This window comes from Pantoea sp. IMH (assembly GCF_000599885.1).
In the GTDB taxonomy this organism is placed as follows: Bacteria; Pseudomonadota; Gammaproteobacteria; order Enterobacterales; family Enterobacteriaceae; genus Erwinia.
The window spans coordinates 1,204,642-1,220,063 of the sequence record NZ_JFGT01000005.1 but is presented as its reverse complement, the minus strand read 5'-3'; the positions used below and the strand labels follow the sequence as shown (position 1 = coordinate 1,220,063).

At 52.9% G+C, this 15,422-nt stretch carries 11 protein-coding genes; 3 read left to right on the top strand and 8 right to left on the bottom strand.

The genetic code is table 11. The features are described 5' to 3' along the window. Nucleotides 1-235: 235 nt before the first annotated feature. Genes EA20_RS0114165 through EA20_RS0114155 form a run of 3 tightly spaced genes read right to left on the bottom strand, consistent with a single transcriptional unit; the run spans nt 236 to nt 2,999 of the window. Nucleotides 236-1,231, bottom strand: a complete 996-nt coding sequence (locus EA20_RS0114165; protein ID WP_038381597.1) for an iron ABC transporter permease — start codon at nt 1,229-1,231, stop codon at nt 236-238. Nucleotides 1,232-1,251: 20 nt separating this feature from the next. Then, nucleotides 1,252-2,205, bottom strand: coding sequence for an ABC transporter substrate-binding protein (locus EA20_RS0114160; protein WP_024967453.1), 954 nt, complete (start codon nt 2,203-2,205; stop codon nt 1,252-1,254). A gap of 17 nt (nt 2,206-2,222) precedes the next feature. Then, a complete protein-coding gene (locus EA20_RS0114155) occupies nt 2,223-2,999 on the bottom strand; it encodes an ABC transporter ATP-binding protein (RefSeq protein ID WP_051516361.1) in 777 nt (258 codons plus the stop codon). 936 nt (nt 3,000-3,935) lie between these two features. Between EA20_RS0114155 and EA20_RS0114145 the strand changes: the two genes are divergently transcribed. Beyond that, nucleotides 3,936-4,400, top strand: coding sequence for an Exc2 family lipoprotein (locus tag EA20_RS0114145; RefSeq protein ID WP_024967451.1), 465 nt, complete (start codon nt 3,936-3,938; stop codon nt 4,398-4,400). A 93-nt stretch (nt 4,401-4,493) separates the two neighbouring features. Here the strand turns inward: EA20_RS0114145 and treR are convergent, their stop codons facing one another. Continuing rightward, the gene (gene treR, locus EA20_RS0114140; protein ID WP_024967450.1) at nt 4,494-5,441 is read right to left on the bottom strand and encodes a trehalose operon repressor TreR; all 948 of its coding nucleotides are present in this window, start codon (nt 5,439-5,441) and stop codon (nt 4,494-4,496) included. Between the two features lie 237 nt (nt 5,442-5,678). Here treR and treB point away from each other — a divergent pair, with 237 nt between their 5' ends. Together treB and treC are read left to right on the top strand one after the other, a co-directional pair. Continuing rightward, on the top strand, nt 5,679-7,100 hold the full coding sequence (gene treB / locus EA20_RS0114135; RefSeq protein WP_024967449.1) for a PTS trehalose transporter subunit IIBC: 1,422 nt from the start codon (nt 5,679-5,681) through the stop codon (nt 7,098-7,100). A 17-nt stretch (nt 7,101-7,117) separates the two neighbouring features. Continuing rightward, nucleotides 7,118-8,806, top strand: coding sequence for an alpha,alpha-phosphotrehalase (gene treC / locus EA20_RS0114130; RefSeq protein ID WP_024967448.1), 1,689 nt, complete (start codon nt 7,118-7,120; stop codon nt 8,804-8,806). 157 nt (nt 8,807-8,963) lie between these two features. Here treC and sucD read toward each other — a convergent pair whose 3' ends face one another. From sucD to sucA, 4 genes are all read right to left on the bottom strand, one after another. Then, a complete protein-coding gene (gene sucD, locus EA20_RS0114125; protein WP_024967447.1) occupies nt 8,964-9,836 on the bottom strand; it encodes a succinate--CoA ligase subunit alpha in 873 nt (290 codons plus the stop codon). Next, entirely contained in the window at nt 9,836-11,002 is a 1,167-nt protein-coding gene (gene sucC, locus EA20_RS0114120) for an ADP-forming succinate--CoA ligase subunit beta (protein WP_024967446.1), read from the bottom strand. The genes sucD and sucC overlap by 1 nt, the downstream gene beginning before the upstream one ends. Before the next feature lie 109 nt (nt 11,003-11,111). Next, complete coding sequence (odhB, locus tag EA20_RS0114115) at nt 11,112-12,338, bottom strand: 2-oxoglutarate dehydrogenase complex dihydrolipoyllysine-residue succinyltransferase (protein ID WP_024967445.1); 1,227 nt, start codon at nt 12,336-12,338, stop codon at nt 11,112-11,114. Between the two features lie 15 nt (nt 12,339-12,353). After that, nucleotides 12,354-15,161: a 2-oxoglutarate dehydrogenase E1 component gene (gene sucA / locus EA20_RS0114110; RefSeq protein WP_024967444.1), complete on the bottom strand. Its 2,808-nt coding sequence runs from the start codon at nt 15,159-15,161 to the stop codon at nt 12,354-12,356. Nucleotides 15,162-15,422: the final 261 nt, after the last annotated feature.

Here is a 15,422-nt window from a genome sequence, read left to right as displayed (position 1 = left end):
TCATTAATCGAAATTTAAATTAACCACGCGTTTCTGTAAGGCTTAAACGGAAAGAAGATGAGATTATGCCTGTTTGCTGATGGAGGGCTATTTGCTGCAAAACATCTTCTGTGGTAGAGGAAATCGTGGTTTCTCCAACGGGGTCATGTGACCTTTAAGCCCTGGCCATAGTGGCCGGACAACGCAGGCATAGAGGCAGCCGCAGGAGTGATCCGCCTTGCCTGAAGCCTTTGACCTAACGTAACGCTCCTGGTGCCTTTCTCATCAGCATGACGATGATGAAAAATCCACCAACCCCGGCAGTGATGATGCCTACGGGTAATTCCTGATCCTTTATCAGCGTCCGGCTGAGCATGTCTCCCCCACAAAGTAACAGTGCGCCAAGTACGGCGGAGAGCGGCAGCAGCAAAGCATGCCTTACGCCGGTGATGCGTCTTGCCAGATGCGGAACCATCAGGCCGACAAAACCAATGACGCCGGTAAGCGATACCAGCAGCGACGTGGCCAGCGCGCAGCAGATAAACGTCTCGGTGCGCAGGGCAGAAATGTTAATGCCCATGGAGGCAGCCGTCTGTTCGCCAGCCAGTAAGCCATCGAGCGAACGCTGGCGCAGGGCGACAAAACCGGTCAGCAGAACAAGACTGGTGACCGCAATAGCAAGATTATCCCAGCGCGCCAGCCCCAGGCCGCCCAGCGACCAGAACATCACCGAACTGGCCGCGCGCTGATCGCCAGCAAATACCTGATAGCTGGTAAAGGCGCTGAACAGGAATGAAACGGCAAGTCCGCTGACGATAAGCTGCTCTGAGCGACGATGTTTATTGATATGAAACAGCGTCAGTACGGCAATTGCCGACAATACGCCGCCTGCAAAAGCGGAAAGCGGCAGCGTAAGCCCGCCGAGACGATCGCCGAATCGGGTGATAACCAGTACTGCGCCCGCCGAAGCGCCCGATGAAAGGCCAAACAGAAAAGGGTCAGCCAGCTCATTGCGCGTGGTGGTCTGAAGTAACACCCCGGTCATGGCAAGTCCGGCACCAGTTAATAAGGCAAGCAGCACCCTGGGTAAGCGTAGCTCCAGCACAATCGTACTTATCATGGGCGAAATGGGCGCGTTGGGGATGCCAAAGACACCCGCCAGCTGGCTTAGGGTCAGCGGAACAGCACCCTGTAACAGGCTCCAGATCGCCAGCCCCACCAGCAGTACCATGCCGATAACCAGGGCCAGCATAAAACGTTTCCCCTCTCTGCTCACGACGGCTTTTTACCGTATAAAGACCGGGCCAGCTTTTCGACCGCATCAATATTCGCCGGACCCGGCGTCAGCTCTTCATAGCGTAATTTAAGGTAGCGCTTCTGCTTTACCGCTGGCGTCCTTTTCATTAAAGGGTGAGATTCCAGAAAGCGTTGCAGCGCATCCGCTCCGCTGCCGGACTGATAATCCAGCAAAACAATCAAATCGGGTTCCGTTGTGGCAACATGTTCCCAGGAGGTGGTGGTCCAGCTGGCCTGTAGGTTGTCCATCACATTATGGCCTCCAGCCGCTTCCACAATGGCGGTGGGCATAGCATAACGCCCGCTGGTGAAAGGTTTCTCCTCCCCAGAATCATAAATAAAGACGTTTGCCGGCCTGGCGCCAGCCGGTCGCATCGGCAGCGCCGAAAGCCGCTGTTTCCATTGCGCTGTAAGCCTCCGGGCTTCTTTTTCTTTCCCGAAGATTTTCCCCAGCGTTATCTGATCATTATAAAGTAAAGCCATGCTGGCTTTCGCTGACGGCTTATCCGTAAAGATGCAGCTTTCACTCAGCACAAAAGTGGCAATGCCAAACGGGCGTAACGTCTCTGGCGTGACATCGCCTCCTGGCTTCATGCCATAATTCCAGCCGGCGAAAAAGAAATCAGGTCTGGCGGCCAGCAGCGTTTCCAGCGAGGGATATTTGGGCGCCAGTTCAGGGATCTCTCCCCGCCGTTGGTTGAAATCCTCTGTCATTTTGTACCAGCCGCTGATCCCCGTCAGCCCGATAATGCGATCCTGCAAATTTAGCGCAAAGGCCATTTCAGCCATATTAAGATCGTTAATAATCGCTCTTTCTGGTGGCCGGTCGAAAGTGACAGGCTTACCGCAGCTGTTAACGGTAACCGGAAAAGCAGCCGCGCCAGCGGAGAAACTGCTCAGCAGTAATAAAAACATCAGGTGACGACGCATTGATGAGAAATATCCTTTCAGACAGAATGAGGGAGATCGTAGATACGCATGTTTTTACCGGAAGCTGGATGCGACACACAGAAACTTTCCAGTCCAAAAATGGGGAAAATGACAGGGGTTTGTAATGCTCTCTCTGGCACATCGCAGATCACCTGCCGCCCTTCCCGCAGGAGCACAATCCGATCGGCGAAATTTTCCGCTAATGTCAGATCGTGTAGCACCACAATAACGGCGATACCTTTACTTTTTATCAGCGATAACAACGCTGAACGGCCCGGTGGATCAAGATGGTTAGTCGGTTCGTCGAGCAGGAGAAGAGATGGGGTCTGAGCCAGCGCACGGGCAAGCGCGGCACGCTGCCGCTGACCGCCTGACAACTCGCCAAGCGTACGGTATCGCTGAGCCTGAAGCCCGGTTTCATCTATCGCTTCTTCAACAATGCAGCGATCCCTTCTCCGGCAGCGGTTACCGGCATGCGGGAGCCTTCCCAGCGTCACATATTCCTCAAGAGTCAGGCGCGGCTCCGGTTCATCATTCTGAGCCAGAAAAGCGATCTCTCTGGCCCGTAGTCCGGTTTTCATCTCAAATAGAGAACGTCCCCTTAACCGGATAACGCCTTTATCCGTGGCATATTCACCTGTTATTGCGCGTAACAGCGTAGATTTTCCGCTGCCGTTCGGACCGAGGATCGCTATCCGCTCCCCTTCCCTGAGGGAAAACGAGATGTTGTCGAGCAGCCACTCTTTGCGACGTGAAAGTAATGACACGCCTTCGATCTGGAGTAAGTCAGACATGATATTCAGCCTGCATCACTTTAGTTATGTTATAACATAACACTTACTAACTCAACTGACCAGCCTCACCAGACATGCTGATGATCGATAACAATTTTATCCAGGACGTGCTGTTACTTTTCTGTCGCACTGGTGATGCATGTCGATAAAAAAGGGGTTACCACCTGGCGATCGGTTGACTAAGCGAAATCTATGTTACTCTGTAACAATAACTAACTTACTGACGTGGAGTTTTCAGCATGCGGCATTCACTGATTTTTTTGTGTTGCGCCCTGGCGTCGTCTCAGGCTCTGGCGTTTAAGGCGAAGGTTTCTTCAACGGAAAGTCAAAACGTAAATGACAGGCAGTCTGCGGTAACGCCCTACTCAGGTTTTCATGAAATGATAACGGTGGCTTTAACCCCTGGCAGCTGCAGTGCAGAACCCGTTAATGGCTGCCACTGCGCCTTATGCAGTCAGTTAAGACGCTAAAGGGATGATTTGTGCGGCGTCTCCAGCTTCTCTTTAACATCTTCAGAGAGAGGTGATCATCAGGCGTTTTTGTGCGGCGCGCAAAAACATCTCCTGCCCGGGAAATATTAGCCTGCAACACGTTGTTAATCAGAAAGCGTTAATGGGTTACAGCAACTGCTTATCATCATTATTATTGCGCCCGGTTTGATAGTTTCGCCAGGATTTTGCGTAATATTTTACTTTCATTGCCGCTTTCATCAAACGCTGATAATCCGGGCATCAGCCTGACCACTTTATATTTGCATTTAGCCTGACTATATAAGACTTTTATTGGCAAATAACATGGATTATCATCCGACATATTCCCTGCATTAAGGAATATCGCTCCTCAACTTCATCGCAGGGAAGATGCCCCTGAAGGCCGTACAATCAATGTGGCCGGATGACATTTAATGGATTCACGTTTTAACACAAGGATGTTTATATGACTTACTCTCTGAAGCCGCTATATATCATTTTACTGCTGTCAGCATTTCTCTTAAGCGCTTGTACACATTCCCAGAGCAGTGTGGACAGAAATGCCCGCCATGCCGCCTTACAGCTTGCAAATATTCACTTCGACCCAAATACCCGCCCGCTTATTGCCGATAACATTCGTGTAACTGCAAAGTTCCTCAACCAATTTTATGTGCTGGGTAAACAGGATCGCGCATCAGGTCTCAGCATGGAGCAGGCACAGCAACGTATCCTGAGCTTCACTGGCAGTGCTGCGCAGTCAAAGGCAGAAATGCTTCCTTCTGGACATCCTGCAGGGCCTTTTGATGCCAGCGCACAAAAAAGCCTGTTTCTTACGCAAGTATATGCAGCTGAACAACCGGAAAAAAGGGCCAGCATCCTGCTGGAAAGTGCTATCAAAACCTACTGGGACGGCTATAACGGATATCCCTGACGTTACAATTGGGTGACATCCCGCCTTTGAAAAAAGGCGGGATCGGTAGGCCAGCCGCTTCATACCGGCCAGGTCACAAACAGTGTCAATTATTCAGGAAAGCCGGAAAGGGATAATGGCGCGTTGCGGACCGCTCTCGCCTCTCAGCATGGAGAACAACAGTTGTGACGACTTCAGGCCAGCGTGCTGATAACCCAGCTCAACGGACATAATATCAGGCTCAAGAAAAGTCATCAGCGGCGTACAGCCAACACTGCCGACTTTAATATCCCAGCCTTGCTCTCTGATATATTTAATCGCGCCCAGCGCAATGGTGTCAGTGGCACAAATTAACGCGCTGGTTTCAGCCGTCACGCTCTTTTTTGCCAGCTCATAACCACTTTGATAGCTGAGATCGCCAAGCGCAGCGACAGGTTCATAGCCATATTTTTTACAGCACTTCAGGTAAGTCTGATAACGTAAACTGCCGGTGGTGCGGTCGTTATCCGTCACGCCGATATAATTCACTTTCTGATGGCCCTGCCTGTTCATCTTCGCCATCAGAATGTTGATAGCACCGGCATTATCATAAGTAACAGAAGCGAAACCCGGTAATGAGGAAGCGATAATGACCATCTTATCCTGCCAGTTTTTCAGCCTTTTCCTCTCCATTTCAGAAAAACCAAAAAGGATGACGCCTTCAACATTCCGCTGTTCGAGCACATGCAAATGGTCCTCTAACAACTGTGCATCCAGTAAGCTTTCCATCAAGATTGCGTCATATTTCTGTGCATAAATATCAGGTAGCATCGCTCTGACTACCTGATTTTCTGACGCGGAATCGAGGCGTGTGACGATAACCCCAATGATTTTTTCACGCTGGGAGCGCAGTGCCTGTGCCGACTTCGAGGGTGTGTAACCATACTGGCTGATGATGGCTTCAACATGCTGACGCGTTGACGCTTTGACCTTGTCACTGTTGTTGATAACCAGGGAAACAGTAGACTTGCCGACGCCACTCAGCCTGGCGATATCATTTAAGGTCAACTTTTTCTCATTCATCGCGTGCCATGCCTTTTAAATGCTGTAACGGTCATTCTAACATCAACGTCCGGGTCCATTTCAGGCACCTTCCTTAAATTTTTTTAAACGATATTGTGATCGCTTTCAATAATTGGAACGTTCCTACTATCGGTTGTTTTTTTAAGCAGCTATGTTCTCACTCGTCCTGAGAGACAACTTTCATTCCGTAAAGAACAACAATCGTAACGACTCCTCCCCCACTTCCGGAAGACAAAAATGGCGAGAAAAAGTAATGCTCAAGATATTGATAAATTAATTGAGATGGTGGGAGGCAAAAGCAACATTGCCACCGTAACCCACTGTATTACCAGACTAAGGTTTGTTCTGAACGATCCCGCTCAAGCCCGGCCCAAGGATATTGAAACCCTGCCGATGGTGAAGGGCTGCTTTACCAATGCGGGTCAATTTCAGGTGGTCATCGGCACGGATGTGGATGACTGGTATCAGGTGCTTCTTGCGCAAACCCAGCTCAGCGGTACGGATAAAGAAAGCGCGAAGCGCGTAGCCAGACAAAATATGAAATGGCATGAAAGCCTGATCTCCCATTTTGCTGAAATCTTTTTCCCGTTGCTGCCCGCGCTTATAAGCGGCGGGTTGATTTTAGGTTTCCGTAATCTGATTGGTGATTTGCCGCTTTATAACGATGCGCCATTGACTGAAGCCTCAGCCGTCTGGCAAAGCATTTATGATTTCTTATGGTTAATCGGTGAGGCGATCTTCTTTTATATCCCGGTTGGCATCTGCTGGTCAGTGGTCAAAAAAATGGGGGGCACGCCAATTCTGGGGATTGTGCTGGGTATTACGCTGGTCTCCCCTCAACTGATGAACGCCTATCTGCTGGGGCAGCAATTACCTGAGGCATGGAATTTTGGCTGGTTCTCCATCGACAAAGTCGGCTATCAGTCTCAGGTTATTCCTTCCATTCTGGCTGGCCTTACGCTGGCCTGGATCGAGCTCAAGCTGAAACGCATCGTACCAGATTACCTGACGTTAGTGATTGTTCCTGTCGTCTCGCTGCTGCTCGCCGTTTTCCTGGCGCATACCATTATCGGGCCTTTCGGCCGGGTTATTGGTAACGGTATCGCCTGGGGAGTCAGCCACTTAATGACCGGACCATTCGCCCCGGTTGGCTCTGCGCTGTTTGGTTTTTTATATGCGCCACTGGTTATCACCGGCGTGCATCAGACGACGCTGGCTGTTGATTTACAGCTGATCCAGAATCTCGGTGGGACGCCCGTCTGGCCGATTATCGCGCTCTCTAATATGGCGCAAGGTTCGGCGGTGCTGGGTATCATCTTCATGAGCAAGAAAGTGAATGAACGTGAAATTTCCGTTCCGGCAGCGATCTCAGCTTATCTTGGGGTAACGGAACCTGCGATGTATGGCATCAATATGAAATACCGTTTTCCGATGCTGTGCGGCATGGTTGGCTCAGCATGCGCCGGGCTGATCTGTGGGCTATCTGGCGTCATGGCAAACGGTATTGGCGTGGGTGGCCTGCCCGCTATTCTCTCGGTGAAAACGCAATACTGGTCGGTGTTTGGCATTGCGATGATTGTCGCGATTGCCGTGCCACTGATGCTCACCATGGCCATTTATAAACGTAAGCGTGCCTCCGGTAAGTTATTGATCGTCTGAGAAAAGGAAATCACCACATGAAAAATGACGTTCACTGGTGGCAGAACGGCGTTATCTATCAGATATACCCGCGCAGTTTTCAGGACAGTAGCGGAAACGGTATGGGTGATATTCGGGGTATTACACAACGTCTGGATTATCTGCAATGGCTGGGCGTTAGCGCAATCTGGCTGACGCCAATCTATTGCTCGCCCCAAGTTGATAACGGCTATGATGTCTCGGATTATTACGCCATCGATCCTCTGTTTGGCACCATGGAAGATTTTGAGGCGCTGACAGAAGCGGCGCACCAGCGTCAGATCAGGGTGATTATGGACATGGTTTTTAATCATACCTCAACTGAACATGCGTGGTTTAAAGCGGCAGCGCAGGACCGCAACAGTCCATGGCGCAATTATTATATCTGGCGTGAGGGTAAAGAAGGCCGGTTGCCCAATAACTGGCATTCCAAATTTGGCGGGAGTGCCTGGCACTGGCATGAAGAGAGTCAGCAATTTTATCTCCACTCTTTTTCTGCTCACCAGGCCGATCTCAACTGGGAGAATCCACAAGTCCGTGATGCTCTGAAAGCTATCTGCCATTTCTGGGCAGACAAAGGCGTTGATGGGTTACGGCTGGATGTTATCAACCTGGTCTCTAAACATCCCGACTTGCCGGATGACCATGAGGGTGACGGTCGTCGTTTTTACACTGACGGCCCCTCTATACACGATTTTCTGGAAGAGATGAGCCGGGATGTGTTCCAGCCGCGTGGATTGATGACGGTGGGTGAAATGTCGTCCACTCAGCTTGAGCACTGTCAGCGCTATGCCCGTCTGGATGGCAAAGAGCTGTCAATGACCTTTAATTTCCATCATCTCAAAATAGATTATCCTGCCGGTAATAAATGGGTCGTGGCACCCGCTGACAGAGTGGCGCTAAAGCGGATCTTCTCTGAGTGGCAGCGCGGTATGCACGGCCTGGCGTGGAACGCGCTGTTCTGGTGCAATCACGATCAGCCCCGCATCGTATCTCGTCTGGGTGATGAAGGTCCTTTACGCACGGTGTCGGCCAAAATGCTGGCGATGGTCCTGCATGGTATGCAGGGCACGCCGTACATCTATCAGGGTGAAGAAATCGGGATGACGAACCCTCACTTTAGCAATATTAAGCAGTATCGCGATGTTGAAAGCCTGAACATGTACAAAATTTTGCGGACTCATCAGGAAGATGAGGCAGTGCTGGCGGTGCTGGCGGCTAAATCACGCGATAACGGCAGAACGCCGGTACAGTGGGATGACAGCGAAAATGCGGGTTTTACCTGCGGGAAAAGCTGGATGGATATTGCCGGTAATTACCGCTACATCAACGTCGCGCAAGAAAAAGAGAATGTTGATTCAGTATTACATACATACCGGCACCTTATCGCGCTACGAAAATCCATGCCCATACTGACCAGGGGAAATTACGTTGATCTTGAGCCTGACTCCGAAGAGTGTTGGTGTTACCAGCGCTGCGACGGCGACACGACTCTGTTGGTTATCGCTAATCTCGGGCCGGAGCCGATAAAGATCCCCGGTGAACATAGTGATCCGGAAGTGGGATGGGAGCTTGTCTGTGCGAACTACGCTGATTCCGTCCAGCAGTTGTCTACGGGCAGTTTACGATCATATGAATGTGTCTGGTTGATTAAAGCCTCAGGCTTGAGCAAGTTATCCGGAGAATAATCAGCTATTCACTATTTCGTGGTTATAGCAGCGAATAAAAGCCCGTAAATAGCGGGCGCAATCAGGTCCAGGTACAAAAAAAACCCTACTCGTTGGCTGTCCAACTTTCGGGGTTCATTGCAGTAAATGCTTTCAGTAAAGCCTCAGCAATGAGGATTTACTGAGGCAGTACCGCTTTTACCGCATCACCGATATCCGCCAGGCTGCGAACGGTTTTCACACCCGCCGCTTCCAGCGCAGCGAACTTCTCATCCGCAGTGCCTTTACCGCCGGCGATGATAGCGCCCGCATGGCCCATACGCTTACCTTTCGGCGCGGTCACGCCTGCGATGTAACCTACAACAGGTTTGGTGACGTGCTCTTTAATAAAGGCAGCCGCTTCTTCTTCTGCGCTACCGCCGATCTCACCAATCATCACGATCGCTTCCGTCTGCGGATCGTCCTGGAACAGTTTCAGGATATCGATGAAGTTTGATCCCGGGATCGGATCGCCGCCGATACCGACGCAGGTTGACTGGCCATAGCCGATGTCGGTGGTCTGCTTAACCGCTTCATAGGTCAGCGTCCCTGAACGGGAAACGATACCAATCCGGCCCGGCTGGTGAATGTGACCTGGCATGATGCCGATTTTGCATTCGCCCGGGGTAATGACGCCCGGGCAGTTTGGTCCAATCATGCGCACGCCAGCTTCGTCCAGCTTCACTTTAACCGTCAGCATATCCAGCGTTGGAATACCTTCGGTGATGGTGATAATAAGCTTAATGCCCGCGTCAATCGCTTCCAGAATACCGTCTTTGCAGAAAGGTGCCGGTACGTAGATAACGGATGCCGTTGCGCCCGTTGCTTCTACGGCTTCACGAACGGTGTTAAACACCGGCAGGCCGAGATGCTCGGTACCGCCCTTGCCTGGCGTTACGCCGCCAACCAGCTGGGTACCATACGCCAGCGCCTGCTCGGAGTGAAACGTACCCTGCCCGCCGGTGAAGCCCTGGCAGATAACCTTGGTGTTTTTATCGATCAAAATGGACATTATTTTCCCTCCGCTGCGGCCACAACGCGCTGCGCAGCGTCGCTCAGGCTGGTTGCTGCAATAATATTCAAACCGCTGTCGGCCAGTTTCTGGGCGCCCAGCTCGGCATTGTTCCCCTCAAGGCGGACAACTACAGGGACGTTCACGCCCACTTCTTCCACCGCGCCAATGATGCCATCAGCAATCAGGTCGCAGCGAACGATGCCGCCGAAGATGTTAACGAACACGGCCTTCACCGCATCATCAGAGAGGATAATTTTAAACGCTTCGGTCACGCGCTCTTTGGTCGCGCCGCCGCCCACGTCGAGGAAGTTGGCTGGCTGGCCGCCGCTCAGCTTCACGATGTCCATGGTCCCCATCGCCAGACCTGCGCCGTTGACCATGCAGCCAATGTTGCCTTCCAGCGCCACGTAGTTCAGCTCCCACTGCGCCGCATGGGCTTCACGGGAATCTTCCTGGCTCGGGTCGCGCATTTCACGCAGCTCAGGCTGACGGAACAGCGCATTGCCGTCCGCGCCAAGTTTGCCATCCAGGCAGATCAAATCGCCCTGAGTGGTGATAACCAGTGGGTTGATCTCAACCAGCGCCAGATCGCGCTCAAGAAACATGTTGGCCAGACCCATAAAGATTTTGGTGAACTGGCTAATCTGCTTGCCGGTCAGACCCAGCTTGAATGCCAGCTCACGGCCCTGATAAGGCTGTGGGCCCGTTAACGGATCAAGCGCCATTTTATGGATCAGGTGCGGGGTTTCTTCCGCCACTTTTTCGATTTCCACGCCGCCTTCGGTCGAAGCCATAAAGACCACGCGACGGGTGCCACGGTCGACAACCGCACCCAGATAAAGCTCCTGGTCAATATCCGTCGCCGCTTCAACCAGGATCTGGTTAACAGGCTGACCGCCCGCGTCCGTCTGATACGTTACCAGACGTTTGCCCAGCCAGTGTTCAGCAAAAGCACGGATCTCTTCTTTGCTTTTAACTACCTTCACGCCGCCCGCTTTACCGCGGCCACCGGCATGAACCTGACATTTCACCACCCACGGACCGGCGCCAATCTTTGAGGCGGCTTCTTCAGCTTCACGTGGTGTGGTGCAGGCATAACCGGTTGGTGCCGGCAGACCGTACCGAGCAAACAACTGTTTTGCCTGATATTCGTGTAAGTTCATGATGTTCTATCCATTCAGGTCGGAAAAGACTTGGCCGAACCAGGCATGTTACCTGAGTGTCGGCCACACATAGGGCTGGGCACGACGGTATAACCGTGCCCGACAGGGATTACACGTCCAGCAGCAGACGAGAAGGATCTTCCAGCAGCTCTTTGATCGCCACCAGGTAGCTCACCGACTCTTTACCATCGATCAGGCGGTGATCGTAGGAGAGCGCGAGATACATCATCGGTTGGATCACCACCTGGCCGTTGACGGCCATTGGGCGATCTTTAATCGCATGCATACCGAGGATCGCACTCTGCGGTGGGTTGATGATCGGTGTGGACATCAGCGATCCGAAGACGCCGCCGTTGGTGATGGTGAAGTTACCGCCGGTCAGTTCATCAACGGTCAGTTTGCCGTCACGTCCTTTGATCGCCAGCTCTTTGATTTTTTTCTCAATATCCGCCATACCCAGCGCATCGACATCTTTCAGCACCGGCGTGACCAGACCGCGAGGCGTGGAAACGGCGATGCTGACGTCGAAGTAGTTGTGGTAAACCACATCTTCCCCGTCAATCGAGGCGTTCACTTCCGGGAAGCGCTTCAGTGCTTCAACGACCGCTTTCAGATAGAAAGACATGAAGCCCAGACGCACACCGTGGCGTTTTTCAAAGGCTTCGCCGTACTGCTTGCGCAGGTTCATGATCGGCTGCATGTTGACTTCATTGAAGGTCGTCAGCATAGCGGTGCTGTTTTTCGCTTCCAGCAGACGCTCGGCCACGCGCTTACGCAGTCGGGTCATAGGTACGCGCTTCTCGCTGCGGCCAGCAAGCGCAGGTGCCGGTGAAGAAGATGCCGCCGGGGCTTTCGTTTCATTCGCTTTCGCGTCCGGCTTACTCGCCAGGTGCTTTTCAACATCCTCACGCGTCAGTCGGCCACCCACGCCGGTGCCTTTGATGGCCGCTGCATCCAGACCATGCTCAGCAATCAGACGACGAATCGCCGGGCTGAGGGCGTCGCTGCTCTCTTCTTCCAGAGAAGCATTCTGCCGCTGTGACGGCGTGGACTCATTGGCTTCCGGTTTGGCTGAACTCTCTTTGCCGCCGCTGTTACCTTCTTTAAGACGACCCAGCGCCTGACGTGATGTCACGGTCGCGCCTTCATCTTCCAGAATGGCTTCCAGAACGCCATCCGCCGAGGCCGGCACTTCCAGCACCACTTTATCGGTTTCAATCTCTACCAGCACTTCGTCGCGCTGAACGGTGTCGCCAGGTTTTTTGTGCCAGGTCGCCACGGTCGCATCGGCAACGGATTCAGGCAGGTCAGGGACGATGATATCTACGCTACTCATTATTTTTCCTTTAAATTAATTAACGTTCAGCGCGTCATTTACCAGATCTTGCTGCTGCTGCTGGTGAACGGACATATAGCCAACCGCCGGAGAGGCCGAAGCAGGCCGGCCGGCATAACGTAATGAAGCCCCAAATGGCACGACTTCGCGGAAGTGATGCTGACTGCAATACCAGGCGCCCTGATTGAGCGGTTCTTCCTGGCACCAGACAAAATCATGCACGTGTGAATACTGCTGCAGCACATCCTGCACCGCTTTGTGCGGGAAAGGATAGAGCTGTTCAATACGCACAATCGCCACGTCGGTCTGTTCGTTTTTGCGGCGTTTATCCAGCAGATCGTAATAGACCTTGCCAGAGCAGAGCACGACGCGCTTAACGCCCTGAGGATCCAGTTCGTCAATCTCGCCGATGGCTGGCTTAAAGCCGCCGGTTGCCAGCTCTTCCAGTGAAGAGACAGCCAGCGGATGGCGCAGCAGGGATTTCGGTGACATCACCACCAGCGGACGGCGCATACCGCGCAGCGCCTGGCGACGAAGCATGTGATAAACCTGCGCCGGCGTTGAAGGCACGCAGACCTGCATGTTCTGCTCGGCGCAGAGTTGCAGATAGCGTTCAAGGCGGGCGGAAGAGTGCTCCGGCCCCTGCCCTTCATAACCATGCGGCAGCAGCATCACCAGGCCGCACATCCGGCCCCATTTCTGTTCGCCGGAGCTGATGAACTGATCGATAACCACCTGGGCACCGTTGGCGAAGTCACCAAACTGCGCTTCCCAGATAGTCAGGGTACGAGGTTCCGCAGTGGCGTAACCATATTCAAAAGCCAGTACCGCTTCTTCGGAAAGAACGGAATCCCAGACCTTAAAGGTTCCCTGGCCGTTATGAATATGCTGCAACGGCGTATAGGTCGAGCCGTTCGCCTGATTGTGAATGACAGCATGACGGTGGAAGAAGGTTCCGCGCCCCATATCCTCACCGGAGAGACGGCAGGGAATGCCTTCATCAACCAGCGTGGCATAGGCGAGGTTTTCTGCCGCGCCCCAGTCAAACAGCTTATTGCCTGCAGCCATTTCCGCACGATCATTGTAGATCTTCGCTACGCGGGACTGCATCTCGATCGATTCAGGTACGCTGCTGATGCGTTTTGCCAGATCCTGTAAGCGTTTAGGATCCAAGCTTGAGGGATAGGACTCGTCCCAGTCATGATTAAGGTAAGGCGACCAGGTGAACGAGTGCAGGCTCATCGGACGCCATTCCGGCACCACGCATTCGCCCGCGTCCAGCGCGTCACGATACAGGTTGACCATTTCCGTGGCATCTTCCAGGCTGGTCACCTGTTCAGCTTCCAGTCTGTCAGCATAAATCTTACGCGGCGTGGGGTGTTTCTTGATTTTCTGGTACATCACCGGCTGAGTGGCACTCGGCTCATCGGCTTCGTTATGGCCGTGGCGGCGATAGCAGACCAGATCGATAAAGACGTCGCGCTTGAAGGTGTTACGGAAATCCAACGCCAGACGGGTCACGAAAGCAACGGCTTCCGGATCGTCCGCATTGACGTGGAAAATCGGCGCCAGCACCATCTTACCAATATCGGTACAGTATTGCGTGGAGCGGGCATCTTTCGGATTGGAGGTAGTGAAGCCAATCTGGTTATTAATGACGATACGTACGGTACCGCCCACTTCATAACCCCGCGCTTGCGACATGTTCAGCGTTTCCTGAACCACGCCCTGGCCCGTCACGGCGGCATCACCATGGATAGTGATTGGCAGAACTTTGTTGCTGCTTGGCTCATCCAGGCGATCAAGACGGGCTCGCACGGATCCCATCACAACCGGGCTGACAATCTCAAGGTGGGACGGGTTAAACGCCAGCGCCAGATGGACCATGCCGCCTTTGGTCTCCACGTCAGAAGAGAAGCCCATATGGTACTTCACATCACCCGTGCCCAGATGCTCTTTGTGCTTGCCGGCGAACTCATCAAACAGATCCTGCGGCTTTTTACCCAGCACGTTAATCAGCACGTTGAGGCGGCCACGGTGAGCCATGCCCAGCACCACTTCACGCGTGCCGTTTTTGCCCGCATGATGAATCATTTCATTCAGCATTGGCACCAGCGCATCGCCGCCTTCCAGCGAGAAACGCTTCGCACCCGGGAATTTCGCGCCCAGATAACGTTCCAGACCTTCCGCTGCCGTCAGCTGTTTCAGGAAGCCTTTTTTCTCTTCGGCCGAGAAAGAGGCCTGGCCTGCCACCGATTCAATACGCTGCTGAATCCAGCGTTTCTCTTCGGTATTGGTCATGTGCATATATTCTGCACCGATCGAACCGCAGTAGGTCTGCTTCAATAGCGCGAAAAGATCGCCCAGCTTCATGGTGTCTTTGCCAAAGGCAAAAGATCCCACATTGAAGGTTTCCTGGAAATCGGCTTCGGTCAGATCGTGATAGGCTGGATCGAGATCCGGTACCGCCTCCTGCTTCCACAGCCCAAGCGGATCGAGGTTCGCCAGCTGGTGACCCCGAAAACGAAAGGCGTTAATCAGCTGCAATACCTTAACCTGCTTAGCGTTGGTATCGGGATCGCTGACGGAAGAGGTATAGCGAGTGGCATCTTTCGCCAGACGCTTAAAGTACTCGCGGGTGGTTGAATGGAATTGTTCAGGTCTAACCCCATTTCCGGGAAGCTGCTGAAACAGCGATTTCCAGGCAATATCAACAGAGTCAGGATCGGTTAAATAGTCCTCATAGAGCTGTTCTATGTAGGTCTGGTTCGCGCCGGCCAGCCAGGAAGAGTCTAGCCAGGGTTTCATCGCGCTGTTCTGCATTGTGATCCCTTAAGCATTGTGTGCTTTTTTTCGCCGTGATTATGTAATGGAACCTTTGCAAGTCCCCGCCGCATAAGCGGCTTGCCCCGGGCCGCCTTCCGCCAGATAGCGCGGGACGCGGCCAGAAAGTTCATCGATACGAGCGCTGTGCGCAACGGCTGGCGCCCGGCCCGTAAGGGAACCTTCCAGAACCGTCAGTAACTGCTCTGGAAGGCCTCCTGATAAAACAACCGGGAACCTGAAGTTCCCGGCCAGACGAGG

What these genes read in the sequence shown, in the direction of transcription:
- EA20_RS0114165 (WP_038381597.1), bottom strand. Translation starts at nt 1,231, where the DNA reads ATGCTGGCCCTGGTTATCGGCATGGTACTGCTGGTGGGGCTGGCGATC.
- EA20_RS0114160 (WP_024967453.1), bottom strand. Translation starts at nt 2,205, where the DNA reads ATGCGTCGTCACCTGATGTTTTTATTACTGCTGAGCAGTTTCTCCGCT.
- EA20_RS0114155 (WP_051516361.1), bottom strand. Translation starts at nt 2,999, where the DNA reads ATGTCTGACTTACTCCAGATCGAAGGCGTGTCATTACTTTCACGTCGC.
- EA20_RS0114145 (WP_024967451.1), top strand. Translation starts at nt 3,936, where the DNA reads ATGACTTACTCTCTGAAGCCGCTATATATCATTTTACTGCTGTCAGCA.
- treR (WP_024967450.1), bottom strand. Translation starts at nt 5,441, where the DNA reads ATGAATGAGAAAAAGTTGACCTTAAATGATATCGCCAGGCTGAGTGGC.
- treB (WP_024967449.1), top strand. Translation starts at nt 5,679, where the DNA reads ATGGCGAGAAAAAGTAATGCTCAAGATATTGATAAATTAATTGAGATG.
- treC (WP_024967448.1), top strand. Translation starts at nt 7,118, where the DNA reads ATGAAAAATGACGTTCACTGGTGGCAGAACGGCGTTATCTATCAGATA.
- sucD (WP_024967447.1), bottom strand. Translation starts at nt 9,836, where the DNA reads ATGTCCATTTTGATCGATAAAAACACCAAGGTTATCTGCCAGGGCTTC.
- sucC (WP_024967446.1), bottom strand. Translation starts at nt 11,002, where the DNA reads ATGAACTTACACGAATATCAGGCAAAACAGTTGTTTGCTCGGTACGGT.
- odhB (WP_024967445.1), bottom strand. Translation starts at nt 12,338, where the DNA reads ATGAGTAGCGTAGATATCATCGTCCCTGACCTGCCTGAATCCGTTGCC.
- sucA (WP_024967444.1), bottom strand. Translation starts at nt 15,161, where the DNA reads ATGCAGAACAGCGCGATGAAACCCTGGCTAGACTCTTCCTGGCTGGCC.